The organism is Azospirillum lipoferum 4B (genome assembly GCF_000283655.1).
GTDB lineage: Bacteria > Pseudomonadota > Alphaproteobacteria > Azospirillales > Azospirillaceae > Azospirillum > Azospirillum lipoferum_C.
The window spans coordinates 212772-226402 of sequence record NC_016587.1; the positions used below are offsets into that span (position 1 = coordinate 212772).

The window sequence follows — 13631 nt, forward strand, 5'->3', positions numbered from 1 at the left end:
CGAACCGGGGCGGGCGGCGTTCATGGGAACTGGACTCCGGATCCGGCCGGCTTACCGGGCTTCGGGTCCAGCGAGGGGTTGGGGTAGGGGCGCGGGAAGGGATCGGCCTGACCCTCCGGACGCGGGCTGTCGACGGTGCTGGGCTTCTTGCCGCAGCCGGACAGAGCCAGGACGCCGGCCAGGGCGAGGACGGTCAGGGTGACGGTACGGTTCACAGAAAACGCTCCCGGGCGGCCTTCACCGCCTCCTGCACGCGGACAGGGGCCGGCCCGCCGAAGCTGGTGCGGCTGTTCAGCGACGCCTCGATGCTCAGCGCCGGATAGACCGCTTCGGTGATGCGCGGCTCGATGGCCTGCAACTCCGCCAGCGACAGGTCGGTCAGGCCGACGCGGCGGTCTTCCGCCGCCTTCACGGCGCGGCCGGTGACGTGGTGCGCCTCGCGGAAGGGCATGTCGAGCTCCCGCACCAGCCAGTCGGCGAGGTCGGTCGCGTTCAGGAAGCCGCGGTCGGCCGCCTCGCGCATCGCCGGGACGTTCGGCTGCATGTCGCGCACCATGCCTTCCATGGCGGCGATGCACAGCGCCAGCGTGTCATCGGCCTCGAACACCGGTTCCTTGTCTTCCTGCATGTCCTTGGAATAGGCCAGCGGCAGGCCCTTCATGGCGATCAGCAGGCTGTTCAGGCTGCCGATCACCCGGCCGGCCTTGGCGCGCACCAGCTCCGCCGCGTCGGGGTTCTTCTTCTGCGGCATGATGGACGAGCCGGTGGTGAAGGCGTCCGACAGCTTGATGAAGCGGAACTGGGCGGAGCACCAGATCACGATCTCTTCGGCGAAGCGCGACAGGTGCATGGCGCAGATCGACGCCGCCGACAAGTATTCCAGCGCGAAGTCGCGGTCGGACACCGCATCCAGCGAGTTGGCGGTCGGCCGGTTGAAGCCCAGCGCCTCCGCCGTCATGAAGCGGTCGATGGGGTAGGGGGTGCCGGCCAGCGCAGCCGAGCCGAGCGGGCATTCGTTCAACCGGCAGCGGGCGTCGCGGAAGCGGCTGCGGTCGCGCCCGAACATTTCGACATAGGCCAGCAGGTGATGGGCGAAGCTGATCGGCTGCGCCGCCTGCAGGTGGGTGAAGCCGGGCATCACCGTGCCGGTGTGCTGCTCCGCCAGGTCGATCAGCGCGGCCTGCAGCGCGGTCAGGCCGGCGATGGTCCGGTCGATGGCGTCGCGCACCCACAGCTTGAAGTCGGTCGCCACCTGATCGTTGCGCGAGCGGCCGGTGTGCAGGCGCTTGGCCGGTTCGCCGATCAGCTCGGCCAGCCGGGCCTCCACATTCATGTGGATGTCCTCCAGCTCCACCTTGAAGGTGAAGCTGCCGGCGTCAATCTCTGCCTTTACGCGGTCGAGGCCGGCGATGATGGCGTCGGCGTCGGCCTGGGATATGATGCCCTGCTTGGCCAGCATCGCGGCATGGGCCTTCGACCCGGCGATGTCCTGGTCGGCGAGCCGCTTGTCGAAGCCGATGGAGGCGTTGATCTTCTCCATGATGGCGGCGGGACCGCGCGCGAAGCGCCCGCCCCACATCTGGCTGGCGGCGGGCGCGGCAGAGCCGGTGGGGACGCCGGTGGTTGCGGCGGAATTCTGCGGGGTCTGATCGGCGCTCATGGGGACGGTTTTCGCGGCATTCGTGTGAAGGGGAGCGAGGAAGCGTGAGTATGCGGACTTTGGCGGCTGTCGCAACGGTTTGTGTGTGCATGGCCGGGGCCGGCCTGTGGTGGAGCGCCGGTGCGGTGCCCACGCCACCGGAGGTGCTGCGGCTGGGCGCGCCGGACGCCCCGTCTGGCGCTACGCCCGTCGCCTCATCCGGCGTCGACAAGCTGGAGAAATTCAAGGGGGCGGAGCCCAAGCCGATGCCGCCGCTGTCCTTCATCGACGCCGAGGGGCGGCGGGTCGATCTGGCCGACTTCAAGGACCGGGTGATCCTGCTGAACCTGTGGGCGACGTGGTGCGGGCCTTGCGTGAAGGAGATGCCGTCGCTCGACCGGCTGCAGGCCCAGCTGGGCGGCGACGCCTTCCAGGTGGTGGCGCTGTCGCTCGACCGCGGCGGGCGGGCGGCGGTGGAGCCCTTCTACAAGAAGACGGGGGTGGAGCATCTGACGGTGTTCCTCGATCCCGCGTCGGAGTCGATGAAGGCGCTGTCGCTGCGCGGCCTGCCCACCACCATCCTGGTCGATCCGGAAGGCCGTGAGCTTGGCCGCGTCGAGGGCGCGGTGGAATGGGATGCGCCGGAGGTCGTCGCCTTCCTGCGCCAACATCTGGGCCGCGGCGGCGGGCCGGCGCGCGACCGCAGCGGGGTGATGAAGACCGGCGGCTGACGGCCCTGGCGCCATGGGGTAGAGTGCCGCGCTGACCTTTCGCCTCTCCCGAGCCGCTCCATGACGCAATCCGCAGCAACCGGTCCCAAGCGCTTCACCATCGGTGCCGGCATCGTGATGATGCGGCAGGGCGAACGCGCCGACCGGGCATGGCTGATCGAATCCGGCGAGCTGGAGGTGCTGCTGACCACGCCGGACGGCGGCACCCGGCGGCTGGGGGTGGTCGGCAAGGGGGCCGTGGTCGGCGAGATGGCGCTGATCGACGATGGCGAGCGCAGCGCCACCGTGCGCTCGCTGACCGAGGTCGTTTGCGTCGAAGTGACGCGGGAGGCCTTCCGCGGCCTGCTGAAGCGCAGCCCGCCGCTGGCGTCATACCTGCTGCAGAGCCTGATCGCCGCCATCCGCCGCGACTATGGCTTGCCGCCGACCGCAAGGTTCGGCAATCCGGTCGATTTCCGTTCCACCAACTCCTTCCAGAAGGTGGTCGACCGCCGCATGATCCGCGAGGGGCATGTCTTCTTCGGCCCCAACGAGCCGGTCAACGCCGCCTACCTGATCCAGTCCGGCCGGGTGGCGCTCCGCCCCGGTCGCGGCACGCTGGGCGAGGACATCACGACCTTCGGGCCGGGCAGCCTGTTCGGCGAGATCTATCTGCTGACCGGCCGTCTGCCCGACGTCACCGCGGTGGCGGTCGCCGGCGGCATCTGCGAGGTGATCGACAAGCGCAGCTTCGAGGACGCGGTGATGGCGATGCCGCCGATTCTGAAGTCGCTGACGCGGATCTACATCTCGCAGCTGACGAAGGCGAAGGCGGGGTGAAGGGCTGTGAGTTTGTAGGAGTGATGCGGAAAGTTGAATGGTAATTGAAGTTATTCTATGTTTCGTCAGTCGGGTGTGATGGCGCACGCGAATCGGATTGTGAGGACGGGATCGAGTTGGTGATTTTCAGCGTTGCATTTGCGCCTGATGCAGGATCAGCCAGCTCAGGACCGTCAAGGCAGTTCAAACAAGAGTCGCATCTTATCAAGAGATTCGTCAATCAGTGCCTAAAATCACTGGACCGTGTTGAGGCGCACGAAATAGGCCCGCTTCAAAACGCATCGCGGGTTCGCTCCAAAACCAATTTGGACCTGCGCCGATTTTCCGTGATTGTAGAGAACACCGCTTTGAAACATGCGCTGAAACAACACGGCGATGCTTCAAAAGAGGCTAAAAGAGGTCAGGAAGCTGTAGTTGAGGACGATTTCTGCCTGATCCCGGAAATCATCCAGGACGGCACCCCTTCGAACGGTGATGGCTCGAAGCGCGGCGTATCGACGATTTTGTTCCGTAAGTCGATCAATGGCTTTGAATACACAATCGTTGCCGACGTGCGCTCAAGCGCGTGTCAACTTGCTTTCAAAACAATGATGAAAAGCCGGCAAAAACATGCTTAGGGAGAAGCACCTGGGGACCTGCGATGCTGTCTCGTAAGGCGGACGCTCGTGTGAAGCGTATACCGTGCGAAACCCCTCGAGATTGACGTCCGAAACGAGGCCCAGGTGCTGTCAAACAGATAATGTGGTTTTGCCTTGTGGTCAAGTTTCCAGCTGGTGCGATCACCGGAGTTGTATGCGGCGCCTTGTTTTCGGGGCAGAGGAGAATGTCTCCTTCAGTTCACCCACGCACCTCCAGCCCGCGCATGACCAGCGTCCACACCGCTTCGAACGCCGCGGTGCTGTCGGGGGAAGCCCATTCGGCGGCGTGGGCGGGGTTGTGGAAGCGGGCGGTCGCGTCGAGCAGGGCGCGGGCGACCGTGGGGGCGTCGCCGGGGGCGAAGCTGCCGTCGGCCATGCCGTCGGCGACGATGCGGGCGATCTGGCCGCAGAGATGCGCCACATGCTCCGCCACCACCTCGCGGGCTTCGGCGGCGAGCGTCATGTAGGTGGCGAACAGTTCCGGATCGTCGCCGGCCTTGCGGTGCTTGGCCTGGATCAGCGCGTCGAACCAGCGGCGCAGGCGGGCGGGCGCCGGTCCGGATTCCTCGGCGATGGCGGCCAGCGGGTCGGAGACGCGGGCGAGCCAGCGCTCCGTCACCGTGTCGCGGAGCGCGGCCTTGCTGGGGAAATGGCGGTAGACGCTGCCGTGGCTGACGCCCAGCGCGCGGGCGACGTCCACCACCGTGGCCTTGGCGGGACCGTAGCGGCGCAGGACCTCCTCCGCCGCCTCCAGGATGCGGTCCGGGGTCAGCGCCGCCTCAGCCATGCGACACCGCCTCAGCGCCGCTCGCTGTCGAGCATCGCCATCTGTTGCGGGGCGTAGCGGTCGCCGGCGGCCGCACCGGGCGGCACCGCCCGTTCGATCGTGGCGAGGTCATCGGGGGTGAGGTCAAATTCCAGGGCTCCCAGCGCTTCGGTCAGCCGGTCGCGCCGCCGCGCGCCGACCAGCGGCACAATATCCGAACCGCGCGACAGCACCCAGGCAATCGCGATCTGCGCAACGCTGACACCCTTCGCCGCGGCGACCCGGCGCAGTTCCTCGACCAAGGCGAGGTTGTGGTCCAGGTTCTCCCCCTGGAATCGCGGGCTGTGGGCGCGGAAATCGCCGGTCGCGCCGGCGCTGTCCTTCTTCCAATGGCCGCTGATCAGGCCGCGCGACAAGACGCCATAGGCGGTGATGCCGATGCCGAGCTCGCGGCAGGCCGGCAGGATGGCGTCCTCGATCCCGCGGGAGATCAGCGCATATTCGATCTGCAGGTCGCAGATGGGGTGGACTGCGGCGGCACGGCGGATGGTGTCGGCGCCCATCTCCGACAGGCCGATGTGGCGGACATAGCCGGCCTTCACCATGTCGGCGATGGCGCCGATGGTGTCCTCGATGGGCACGTTCGGGTCGAGACGGGCCGGGCGGTAGATGTCGATGTGGTCCAGCCCAAGCCGGCCCAGCGTGTGGGCCAGGAAGTTCTTCACCGCAGCCGGCCGCGCATCGTAGCCGAGCCAGCTGCCGTCCGGCATGCGCAGGGCGCCGAACTTCACGCTGACCTGGAAGCGGTCGCGCGGCATACCGCGCACCGCCTCGCCGATCAGCATCTCGTTGTGGCCCATGCCGTAGAAGTCGCCGGTGTCGAGCAGCGTCACCCCGGCGTCGAGCGCCGCATGGATGGTGGCGATGCCCTCCGCCCGGTCGGCGGGGCCGTAGAAGTCGGACATGCCCATGCAGCCGAGGCCGAGGGCGGAAACGGTGGGGCCGGATGTGCCGAGTGTGCGCGTGTCCATGTGTCCCTCCATCGATGCGTGATGGAGAGGTTATCGGCTGTCGACTGACAAATGTCAATATCTGTCAGTCGTATCCCGTTAGTGGTCAGCTGCGGTCGATGACGATCACCCGGAAATCGTTGACGTTGGTGCGGGTCGGGCCGGTGACGACCAGATCGCCCAGCGCCTTGAAGAAGCTGTAGCCGTCGTTGTCGGCGAGAAAGGCCTTGGCATCCAGGCCCATGGCTTCCGCCCGTTTCAGCGTGTCGGGGCGCAGGATGGCGCCGGCATTGTCCTCCGTCCCGTCGATGCCGTCGGTGTCGAAGGCGGCGGCCCGGATGCCGGGATGGCCGTCGAGCGCGACCGCCAGCGCCAGCAGGAATTCGACGTTGCGGCCGCCGCGGCCCTGGCCGCGCACCGTCACCGTGGTCTCGCCGCCGGACAGGATCACGGCGGGGACCGGTGCCGGCTGGCCGTGGCGGGCGGCTTGACGGGCGATGCCGGCATGGACCTTGGCGACCTCGCGCGCTTCGCCCTCGATGGCGTCGCCCAGGATGACCGGGCTGTAGCCACGGTCGCGGGCGAGTGCCGCCGCGGCCTCCAGCGCGTCCTGCGGGGTGGCGATGATGGTGGTCTCGGCGCCGGCCAGCCGCGGGTCGCCGGGCTTGGGCGTTTCGTCCGCCGCCGCTTCCAGGAAGGCGGCCACGGCCGGCGGCGGGGTGATGCCGTATTTCGCCAGGATGGCGCGGGCGTCGGCGAAGCTGGTCGGGTCTGGCACGGTCGGACCGCTGGCGATCACCGACGGATCGTCGCCCGGCACGTCGGAGACCAGCAGCGAGACGACGCGCGCGGGATGGGCCATGGCCGCCAGCCGGCCGCCCTTCACCGCCGACAGATGCTTGCGCACGCAGTTCATCTCGCCGATGTCGGCGCCGCTCTTCAGCAGCGCCTTGGCGACGGCGCGCTTGTCGTCCAGCGTGATGCCGGGCGCCGGCAGGGCCAGCAGGGCGGAGCCGCCGCCGGAGATCAGGCAGAGCACGAGGTCGTCGGCGGTCAGCCCCTGCACCATCTCGACGATGCGGCGCGCCGCCTCCTGCCCGGCGGCGTCGGGCACCGGGTGGCTGGCCTGCACCACCTCGATCCGCCCGGTCGGCAGGTCATGGTCGTAGCGGGTGACGACGAGGCCGGTCAGCGGCCCCGGCCAATGGTCTTCCACCGTCTTCGCCATGGCCGCCGCCGCCTTGCCGGCGCCGATGACCACCGTGCGGCCCTTCGGCGGCTGCGGCAGGGCCGCCGGCAGCCGGGTCTCGGCGGTCACCGCGGTGAGCGCCGCCTGGAACAGGTCGTGGAGCAGGGCGTCTGTGGTCATGGCGGTGCTCATGGTCGCGTCGGGAGCGGGGCGGATAGGATGCACGGGAATGAGGGGTGGGGGAATGGTGCGGGTGGGGTGGTGAAGTGGTGGCGGCGGTTGCCCCCTCCCTAACCCTCCCCCGCTGGGCGGGGGAGGGGATGAATGCTGATGTGGGAGAGTGGCGGCAGTCCCTCCCCCGCCCAGCTCTCGCACAAAGCTACGCTTTGTGCTGACGCGGCAGGCGGACCGTAGGTCCGCTGAGAGCGGGGGAGGTTAGGTGGGGGCATCGTCAGCCGACGACTCTCCACCCGCTCACTTCGCCCCCACCTCATGCCCCGCCAGCAGTTCCAGCGCGCGCAGCATGCCGGAATGGTCCCAGGCGGAACCGCCCTGCGCGGCGCAGGCGTTGAACAGTTGCTGACAGCTTGCGGTGTGCGGCAGCGACAGGTTCAGCGCCTTGGCGCCGTTCAGCGCCAGGTTCAGGTCCTTCTGGTGCAGCTCGATGCGGAAGCCGGGGGTGAAGTTGCGGTTGATCATCCGCTCGCCATGGACCTCCAGGATGCGGGAGGAGGCGAAGCCGCCCATCAGCGCCTGACGGACCTTGGCCGGATCGGCGCCGGCCTTCGACGCGAACAGCAGGGCCTCGGCCACCGCCTCGATGGTCAGGGCGACGATGATCTGGTTGGCGACCTTGGTGGTCTGGCCGTCGCCGTTGCCGCCGACCAGCGTGACGTTTTTTCCCATCCTGTCGAACAGCGGCTTGACCGTGTCGAAGGCCTCCTGCGGGCCGCCGACCATGATGGTCAGCGACGCGGCCTTGGCCCCGACCTCGCCGCCCGACACCGGCGCGTCGAGGTAGGCGCAGCCGAGATCGTTGATGCGCTTGGCGTATTCCTTGGTTTCGATGGGAGAGATCGAGGACATGTCCACCACGATCTTGCCAGCCGACAGGCCGGCGGCGACGCCGTTCTCGCCGAACAGGGCGGCGCCGACATGGGGCGTGTCGGGAACCATGGTGATGATGACCTCGGCCGCCGCCGCGACCTCCTGGCCCGACGGGCAGGGGATGGCGCCCTTGTCGGTCAGCTCGGCCGGGACCGGCTTGATGTCGTGGACGTAGAGGGTGTGACCGGCGTCGAGCAGATGCCCCGCCATCGGGGTGCCCATGATGCCGAGACCGATGAATCCGACCTTCATGACTGTGGTCCTTCTCTTGAAATTGGTGGGGTGCTGCGGCGGGTGCCCCCTCCCTAACCCTCCCCCTCTTCGAGGGAGAGGGGACTGCCGCCGCTTCGGCAGATGGTTCACTCCTGCAAGCGTCCTGCCCCCTCTCCCTCGAAGAGGGGGAGGGATGGGGAGGGGGCAATCGGCCTTGCCTCAGGCGTGCGCCGGTTCGGTCTTGTAGGGGGCGAACCAGCCGAGCCCCTCGTCGGTCGTCGTCTTCGGCTTGTATTCGCAGCCGACCCAGCCGCTGTAGCCGATGGCGTCCAGATGCTTGAACAGGAAGGGATAATTGATCTCGCCGGTGCCGGGTTCGAAGCGGCCGGGGTTGTCGGCCAGCTGGACATGGGCGATGCGGGCGAGGTTGGCCTCGATGGTGCGGGCCAGATCGCCTTCCATGATCTGCATGTGATAGATGTCGTACTGCACGTACAGATTGCCGGAGCCGACCTTGGCGATCAGGTCCAGTGCTTGGCGGGTGCGGTTCAGGTAGAAGCCGGGGATGTCGCGGGTGTTGATCGGCTCGATCAGCAGCTTGATCTCGGCCCCGGCCAGCGCGTCGGCGGCATAGGCGAGGTTGCCGGTCAGCGTGCTTTCCGCCGCGGCGGCGTCGCCGTCCTGCGGCAGGATGCCGACGAGGCAGTTCACCTGTTTGCAGCCCAGCGTGCCGGCATAGTCGATGGCGCGGGCAACTCCGTCGCGGAACTCCTGCACGCGGTCGGGCATGATGGCGATGCCGCGCTCGCCGCCGCCCCAGTTGCCGGCGGGCAGATTGTGCAGGACCTGGGTCAGGCCATGCTGGCGCAGCTTCTCGGCCAGCGCGTCGGCGGGGAAGTCGTAGGGGAACAGATACTCCACGCCACGAAAGCCGGCATCGGCCGCCGCGGCGAATCGGTCGAGGAAGGGATGCTCGTTGTAGAGCATCGTCAGGTTGGCGGCGAACTGCACCATGGCCGAACTCCCGGTTGCGCGAATTGGCCGCCGCGGATGGAGGGGCGGCCCTTGGGTCGGGAGCTTGACTGCCGCGCCGGGCCTTGAGCCAGTTCGGCGGACGGCTTTTTCATCCAGCGGAAAGCGGGGAGGGCGAACAATGTGGAAGAGGGTGCATGGGTCGTCGCGGAACCATGTTGACGCTTACGTCACCCTGAACTAGGCTCCGCAGCACGGATCATCCGTATCCCCAGCGCCACCAGAAGCGCCGTCTTCACAAGCCGGAGGAACCACCCAGTGACCCAGCCCGTGACCATGTCCGGCTCCCAGCCCTACCCGCATCTGCTGGCCCCGCTCGACCTCGGCTTCACGGTGCTGAAGAACCGGGTGCTGATGGGATCGATGCACACCGGGCTGGAGGACCGCCGCCGCCACTTCCCGCGGCTGGCCGCCTATTTCGCCGAGCGGGCGCGCGGCGGGGTCGGGCTGATGGTGACCGGCGGCTTCTCCCCCAATGTGGAGGGGTGGCTGTCGCCCTTCGGCTCCACCCTGGCGCGGCATGGGGCGGCGCGGGCGCACCGGGTCATCACCGATGCGGTCCATGCCGAAGGCGGCAAGATCGCGCTGCAGATCCTGCATGCCGGCCGCTATGCCTACAGCCCGCTGTCGGTGGCGCCGTCGCGCATCAAGTCGCCGATCACCCCCTTCACCCCGCGCGCCCTGACCGCGCGGGGGGTGGAGCGCCAGATCCGCGCCTATGTCCGCTGCGCCGAGCTGGCGCGCGAGGCCGGCTATGACGGGGTGGAGGTGATGGGGTCGGAAGGCTACCTGATCAACCAGTTCCTGGTGACCCACACCAACCAGCGTACCGACAAATGGGGCGGGCCTTACGAGAACCGCATGCGCTTCCCGGTGGAGATCGTGTCGCGCATGCGCGAGGCGGTCGGGCGAGACTTCATCATCATCTACCGCCTCTCCATGCTGGACCTGATCCCCGACGGCAGCACATGGGAGGAGGTGGTGCAGCTTGCCCAGGCCATCGAGCGGGCCGGGGCCACCATCATCAACACCGGCATCGGCTGGCACGAGGCGCGGGTGCCGACCATCGCCACCAGCGTGCCGCGCGCAAACTTCGCCTGGGTTACCGGCAAGCTGAAAGAGGCGGTGTCGATCCCGCTCTGCACCACCAACCGCATCAACACGCCCGAGGTCGGCGACGCGGTGATCGGGGAGGGGCTGGCCGACATGGTGTCGATGGCGCGGCCGTTCCTGGCCGACCCCGATTTCGTCGCCAAGGCGGCGGCCGGCAAGCCGGAGGCGATCAACACCTGCATCGCCTGCAACCAGGCCTGCCTGGACCATATCTTTTCCGGCAAGACGGCGAGCTGTCTGGTCAACCCGCGCGCCTGCCACGAGACGGAACTTGTGATCGTCCCCGCCGTCACGCGCAAGCGCGTCGCCGTGGTCGGCGCCGGCCCGGCCGGGCTCGCCTGCGCCACGACGGCGGCGGAGCGCGGGCATGAGGTGCATCTGTTCGACGCGGCCGACGAGATCGGCGGCCAGTTCAACATGGCCAAGCTGATCCCCGGCAAGGAGGAGTTCCATGAGACGCTGCGCTATTTCCGCAACCGGCTGGCGGAAACCGGGGTGGCGCTGCATCTGGGCCGGCGGGTGAGCGCCGACGACCTGACGGGCGCCGGGTTCGACGCGGTGGTTCTGGCAACCGGGGTGGTGCCGCGCGACCCGAAGATCCCCGGACAGGACCATCCGAAGGTGCTGACCTACATCGATGTGTTGCGCGGCGCCAAGCCGGTCGGCCGGCGGGTCGCGGTGGTCGGGGCCGGCGGCATCGGCTTCGACGTCAGCGAATTCCTGGCGCATGAGGGGCCGTCGCCCAGCCTGGAGCCGGCGCTGTGGCGCGCCGAGTGGGGGGTTGCCGATCCGGCCGAGGCGCGCGGCGGCGTCGCCGGCATCCGCCCGCACCTGACGCCCCCGGCGCGGGAGATCGTGCTGCTCCAGCGCAAGGCGAGCAAGCCCGGCGCCGGGCTGGGCAAGACCACCGGCTGGATCCACCGTGCCCAATTGAAGATGAAGAACATCCAGGCGCTGTCCGGCGTGAACTACGAACGCATCGACGACGGGGGGCTGACCATCAGCTTCGGCGAGAAGCGCGAGCGGGTGCAGACTCTGGCCGTCGACAGCATCGTGCTGTGCACCGGCCAGGAGCCGTTGCGCGAGTTGCAGGCCCCGTTGGAGGCCGCCGGACTCGCCGTCCACCTGATCGGCGGCGCCGACATCGCGGCCGAACTGGACGCCAAGCGCGCCATCGCCCAGGGGACCAAGCTGGCGGCCGCCCTTTAAGGACGCGCCGCCCATCACTCCACAGCCATGGCGGGAGTGCGGGCGCCTTTGTCACACCCCGACGCAACGGGGGATGAGCGAAATTGCTTGCCGCCCTAGCTGATATATTAGTATTCTGGCGTCAGTCGCTCCTGAGGAGGCTGGACGTCATGCCATCGGGCAACCCGCCGGCCAAAACCGGTTCCACCGCAGCCACCCGTCCGGCCAAGTCCGGCAAGGCCGCTCCGCTCCAGCTCCGCCTGCCGGCACGGCGCGACGTGCGGCGCGGCCCGACGGCGGCCGACGCCATCCACCGCGATCTGCGGGCGGAGATCGTGTCGCTGAGGCGCAAGCCGGGCGACCCCATCGTCGAGAAGCAGATCGCCGAGGCCTATGGCGTCAGCCGCACGCCGGTGCGCGAGGCGGTGCTGAGGTTGGCGGACGAGGGGCTGATCGAGATCTTCCCGCAATCCGGCACCTTCGTCGCCCGCATCCCGCTGGAGGCGCTGCCGGAAGCCGGCGTGATCCGCAAGGTGCTGGAGCGCGCCACCGTGCGTTTCGCGGCGGAGCGCGCCAGCCGCAGCCAGATCGCCGCCCTGCGCGCCTGCCTGGAGCAGCAGCGCGAGGTCGATGCGGCCGGCGACGCCAACGGCTTCCATCAGGCCGACGAGACCTTCCATGCCCTGATCACCGAAATGGCGGGCTATCCCGGATTCTGGACGATCATTCAGCAGGCCAAGGTCCAGCTCGACCGCTGCCGGCGGCTGACCCTGCCGGTTCCCGGCCGCATGCGCACGGTGATCGCCGAACATGAGGCCATCGTCGAAGCCATCGCCAACCATGACCCGGACCGGGCCGAACAGAGCCTGATCCTGCATCTGGACAACCTGCAGATCACGGTGGACGACGTGCGCAATGCCGCACCGCTCTATTTCTCCGGCAGCCTGAGCGACGCAGGACTGACAGGCGCAGCCATGGAAGGAACGCCCTGATGGCCGCCCCGATCGCTCCTTCGGCCGCATCCGGCCGCCGCCGCATCGGCGTGATCGGCCTGGGCATGGCCTCGGCCCCCCATGCGCAGAGCCTGATCGACCTTCGGGACCGGGTGGAGGTGGCGGGCTGTTTCAGCCCGTCGGCCGAGCGCCGCGCCGCCTTCGCCGCCCGCCACGGACTGCCGGTGGTCGAGCGGATGGAGTCGCTGCTGGAGGATCCGGCGCTGTCGGCCATCCTGCTGCTGACCCCGCCCGACAGCCATGCCGAACTGGTCGCCCGCTGTGCCGCCGCCGGAAAGCATGTGCTGCTGGAAAAGCCGCTGGACGCCACGCCGGAGGGCGCGCGCGCCGTGGTTTCGGCGATGGAGGCGGCCGGGCTGACGCTGGGGGTCGTCCTGCAGCACCGCTTCCGCGCCTCGGTGGAGCGGCTGGCCGGGCTGATGCGCGACGGCACGCTGGGCCGGCCGCTGTCGGCGGCGGTGTCGGTGCGCTGGTGGCGCGATGCCGCCTATTACGCCCAGCCCGGCCGCGGCATGAGGTCGCGGGACGGCGGCGGGGTGCTGCTGACCCAGGCGATCCACACGCTGGACGCCTTCGTCGGGCTGCTCGGCCTGCCGGAGCGGGTCGCCGGCTTCGCCGCCACCAGCGTACTGCGCAGCCCGGCCACGGGCATGGGTAAATGCATGGATACGGAAGATGTGGTCGCCGCCGCACTCGGCTATGGCAACGGCATGCTGGCGACCATCGACGCCACCACCGCCGCCTATCCCGGCTATCCCGAGCGGATCGAGATCGCCGGAACCGGCGGGTCCGCCGTGCTGTCCGGCGACCGGCTGGAGGTGCAGCTGGTCGGCGGCGGGCGCATCTCCGCCGGCGAGGACGGCGCCACGCTGGGCGGCGGCGCCGACCCGATGGCCTTCTCGCACCAGCATCACCGCGCCGTTCTGTCCGATTTCCTCGACGCGCTCGACGAAGGGCGCCGGCCGCGGGTGGACGGGCGGGAGGCGCTGAAGGTGCACCGCCTGATCGAGGCCATCCTGCAAGCCGCCGCCGGAAACTCAACCGTGGAGGTCGCCGACCGCTGATCTTGCAACTGCAGACCCATCCGCCGGTCCGCGCGGTGTGCGGCCTTGCGGAATCCACCGCTTTGGCGTAAAGCGCCAGCACCAGGCCGGGCCCCTCTGGCAACCTCAC

13 protein-coding genes are annotated in these 13631 nt (G+C 68.8%); 6 read left to right on the forward strand and 7 right to left on the reverse strand.

The genetic code is table 11. The features are described from left to right. Positions 1-20 precede the first annotated feature (20 nt). Together AZOLI_RS25195 and argH are read right to left on the reverse strand one after the other, a co-directional pair. On the reverse strand, positions 21-215 hold the full coding sequence (locus tag AZOLI_RS25195) for a hypothetical protein (protein ID WP_014189464.1): 195 nt from the start codon (positions 213-215) through the stop codon (positions 21-23). Continuing rightward, entirely contained in the window at positions 212-1660 is a 1449-nt protein-coding gene (gene argH, locus AZOLI_RS25200) for an argininosuccinate lyase (RefSeq protein ID WP_014189465.1), read from the reverse strand. Before argH ends, AZOLI_RS25195 begins: the two co-directional genes overlap by 4 nt. 89 nt (positions 1661-1749) lie before the next feature. On the opposite strand from argH, the gene AZOLI_RS25205 reads away from it, so the two are divergent. The 3 genes from AZOLI_RS25205 to AZOLI_RS31765 all read left to right on the forward strand — a co-directional run bounded on the left by AZOLI_RS25205 (position 1750) and on the right by AZOLI_RS31765 (position 3806). Then, on the forward strand, positions 1750-2370 hold the full coding sequence (locus AZOLI_RS25205; protein ID WP_244442667.1) for a TlpA family protein disulfide reductase: 621 nt from the start codon (positions 1750-1752) through the stop codon (positions 2368-2370). Between the two features lie 60 nt (positions 2371-2430). Then, a complete protein-coding gene (locus AZOLI_RS25210) occupies positions 2431-3189 on the forward strand; it encodes a cyclic nucleotide-binding domain-containing protein (RefSeq protein WP_014189467.1) in 759 nt (252 codons plus the stop codon). A 119-nt stretch (positions 3190-3308) separates the two neighbouring features. Beyond that, the gene (locus AZOLI_RS31765; protein ID WP_162488426.1) at positions 3309-3806 is read left to right on the forward strand and encodes a hypothetical protein; all 498 of its coding nucleotides are present in this window, start codon (positions 3309-3311) and stop codon (positions 3804-3806) included. Between the two features lie 220 nt (positions 3807-4026). Here the strand turns inward: AZOLI_RS31765 and AZOLI_RS25215 are convergent, their stop codons facing one another. From AZOLI_RS25215 to hyi, 5 genes are all read right to left on the reverse strand, one after another. Then, positions 4027-4614, reverse strand: a complete 588-nt coding sequence (locus AZOLI_RS25215; RefSeq protein WP_014189469.1) for a TetR family transcriptional regulator — start codon at positions 4612-4614, stop codon at positions 4027-4029. A gap of 11 nt (positions 4615-4625) precedes the next feature. Continuing rightward, positions 4626-5624, reverse strand: a complete 999-nt coding sequence (locus tag AZOLI_RS25220) for an aldo/keto reductase (protein ID WP_014189470.1) — start codon at positions 5622-5624, stop codon at positions 4626-4628. 85 nt (positions 5625-5709) lie between these two features. Then, the gene (locus AZOLI_RS25225) at positions 5710-6972 is read right to left on the reverse strand and encodes a glycerate kinase type-2 family protein (RefSeq protein ID WP_014189471.1); all 1263 of its coding nucleotides are present in this window, start codon (positions 6970-6972) and stop codon (positions 5710-5712) included. Between the two features lie 294 nt (positions 6973-7266). Next, positions 7267-8151 (reverse strand): 2-hydroxy-3-oxopropionate reductase, encoded by an 885-nt coding sequence (gene glxR / locus AZOLI_RS25230; protein ID WP_014189472.1) that lies wholly within the window; start codon positions 8149-8151, stop codon positions 7267-7269. Between the two features lie 180 nt (positions 8152-8331). Beyond that, on the reverse strand, positions 8332-9126 hold the full coding sequence (gene hyi, locus AZOLI_RS25235) for a hydroxypyruvate isomerase (protein WP_014189473.1): 795 nt from the start codon (positions 9124-9126) through the stop codon (positions 8332-8334). A 294-nt stretch (positions 9127-9420) separates the two neighbouring features. On the opposite strand from hyi, the gene AZOLI_RS25240 reads away from it, so the two are divergent. From AZOLI_RS25240 to AZOLI_RS25250, 3 genes are all read left to right on the forward strand, one after another. Continuing rightward, on the forward strand, positions 9421-11466 hold the full coding sequence (locus AZOLI_RS25240) for an NADPH-dependent 2,4-dienoyl-CoA reductase (RefSeq protein WP_044553327.1): 2046 nt from the start codon (positions 9421-9423) through the stop codon (positions 11464-11466). Between the two features lie 149 nt (positions 11467-11615). Then, positions 11616-12437 (forward strand): GntR family transcriptional regulator, encoded by an 822-nt coding sequence (locus tag AZOLI_RS25245; RefSeq protein WP_014189475.1) that lies wholly within the window; start codon positions 11616-11618, stop codon positions 12435-12437. After that, entirely contained in the window at positions 12437-13522 is a 1086-nt protein-coding gene (locus AZOLI_RS25250) for a Gfo/Idh/MocA family protein (protein ID WP_014189476.1), read from the forward strand. The genes AZOLI_RS25245 and AZOLI_RS25250 overlap by 1 nt, the downstream gene beginning before the upstream one ends. Positions 13523-13631: the final 109 nt, after the last annotated feature.

What these genes read in the sequence shown, in the direction of transcription:
- argH (WP_014189465.1), bottom strand. Translation starts at nt 1,660, where the DNA reads ATGAGCGCCGATCAGACCCCGCAGAATTCCGCCGCAACCACCGGCGTC.
- AZOLI_RS25205 (WP_244442667.1), top strand. Translation starts at nt 1,750, where the DNA reads ATGGCCGGGGCCGGCCTGTGGTGGAGCGCCGGTGCGGTGCCCACGCCA.
- AZOLI_RS25210 (WP_014189467.1), top strand. Translation starts at nt 2,431, where the DNA reads ATGACGCAATCCGCAGCAACCGGTCCCAAGCGCTTCACCATCGGTGCC.
- AZOLI_RS25215 (WP_014189469.1), bottom strand. Translation starts at nt 4,614, where the DNA reads ATGGCTGAGGCGGCGCTGACCCCGGACCGCATCCTGGAGGCGGCGGAG.
- AZOLI_RS25220 (WP_014189470.1), bottom strand. Translation starts at nt 5,624, where the DNA reads ATGGACACGCGCACACTCGGCACATCCGGCCCCACCGTTTCCGCCCTC.
- AZOLI_RS25225 (WP_014189471.1), bottom strand. Translation starts at nt 6,972, where the DNA reads ATGACCACAGACGCCCTGCTCCACGACCTGTTCCAGGCGGCGCTCACC.
- glxR (WP_014189472.1), bottom strand. Translation starts at nt 8,151, where the DNA reads ATGAAGGTCGGATTCATCGGTCTCGGCATCATGGGCACCCCGATGGCG.
- hyi (WP_014189473.1), bottom strand. Translation starts at nt 9,126, where the DNA reads ATGGTGCAGTTCGCCGCCAACCTGACGATGCTCTACAACGAGCATCCC.
- AZOLI_RS25240 (WP_044553327.1), top strand. Translation starts at nt 9,421, where the DNA reads ATGTCCGGCTCCCAGCCCTACCCGCATCTGCTGGCCCCGCTCGACCTC.
- AZOLI_RS25245 (WP_014189475.1), top strand. Translation starts at nt 11,616, where the DNA reads ATGCCATCGGGCAACCCGCCGGCCAAAACCGGTTCCACCGCAGCCACC.
- AZOLI_RS25250 (WP_014189476.1), top strand. Translation starts at nt 12,437, where the DNA reads ATGGCCGCCCCGATCGCTCCTTCGGCCGCATCCGGCCGCCGCCGCATC.